The 1,498-nt window shown below is 61.3% G+C and carries 1 protein-coding gene; it reads right to left on the reverse strand.

Annotated elements, in window-relative coordinates; genetic code table 11:
• The coding region (locus H4684_RS20475) for a DUF637 domain-containing protein (RefSeq protein WP_192625174.1) at positions 1–1,498 on the reverse strand (1,498 nt) is incomplete at both ends.

The following is a 1,498-nucleotide window of genomic DNA, read 5'->3' on the forward strand; positions in this document are numbered from 1 at the left end:
CCGCCTCATCCCCAAACTTCCCAACAATCTTCGCACCCAACCCCGCGAGTCCGAATTTTTCGACAGCGCTTACAATCTTGATGGCCACCACATTGGCGGGGATTGCGTCCGTTGCGGCGCCCAGGGCGATTTCGGAGGCTATGTCGGCTGCCTCGTCCGTATCGCCCGCATCAATGGCCTTGGCAAGTCGGTACGCATCATACGCTTGGAGCCCTTTGTCCATGAACTCAAGGAGCACCGGAATCACAAAAAATGCGTTGTTTTCAGCCGCATTGCCGCCGGTCGTCGCGGCCGTATCGATATCCCGTTCCGCCAAGGCGGCGGCAATGCCCGCGGCAAGCCTGCCCATGTCCACGCCGGTGGACTCAAGCCGGACGAGATCAGCCTTCAGTTGGAGCGCTTCCTCATCCGTCAGATTCATCAGGGCTTCTGGATTATCGATCTGACTGTAAACGAATCGTTGGACAAAAGCCTCCGCCGCCATCTCCCCGACCACGGCCCCAATGGCTCCGGCCGCCGCATCGCCGCTTAACGCCTCACCCATGGCTGCGCCCAGTGCTGCATGGGCTATCTTGTTGGTGACATAGTTGAGATCGCCTTCTCGTGTGGCCAAACCGATTTCACCGGCGACCTGCGCCCCAAGGGTGATCACGGCGGCCGTACGCAGGCTGTTCGCGAAGTTTTTTCCCAGATCTCCGCCATTTATAGCGGTATTTACACCTGCCGACACGCCCGCCTGGATGGCCGTACGTTCCAGAGCCGTGCTGAGAACTTTCATGGTTGCGGTCATGTCCTTGGCCTGACTCAGCAAACCGGGATCATTGGCCACGTCCGTCGCACTCATGAGCCCACTCGTCAGACCCGCCGTCAGCATGACCGTAGCCAAGGAACGGACTGTGTCCTCGGTCGTCATGGCCTTGAGCACCGCGCCAACGTCGCCTTGGTTGGCGACGAGTTGCACGGTGGCCTGGGTGACAAGGGAGTTGAAGCCGGCCGCCACGGCAGAGTGAACGGCCAATTGTGTCGCCGTCAGGCTCGCTGCCGTCGTTGCTCCCGCCGTGGCGCTTGCAGTCGCGGCCGTTGCCGCGGCTCCTGTTGCCGTATTGATGCCGGTCAGCGCTGTCGCAAAGGCCGCTCCCACCCCGGTCACCGTCAGCGCCACTGCGATTGCCAGGGCCACCAGTTGCACACCCGGCCCTCCAATGCCGCCATCCTCGTGCTTCCACTGGTCGTGGGCTTCCTGCACGGCCTGCCAGTTGACGTCGTCACGCTTGAGCAGCTCGCCCATCCAGCCAAGGCCCGGGGCCTGCGCCAGCTGTTCTATGTCCTGCCGGACGTTTCCGGTCTCCCTGTATTGGACCACAACCCCGTTCGCCGTGGTGATACTCAGCTTTCTGGCCGATATTTCCGTGTGCTGAACCGCTTCGTCCTGCTTCCCCTTGTCGGACGATGACCAGGAGAAGTAGCCCGTGTCCGATTCGACATGGCGTTCAAAAAA

Source organism: Desulfomicrobium macestii (assembly GCF_014873765.1).
Lineage (GTDB): Bacteria > Desulfobacterota > Desulfovibrionia > Desulfovibrionales > Desulfomicrobiaceae > Desulfomicrobium > Desulfomicrobium macestii.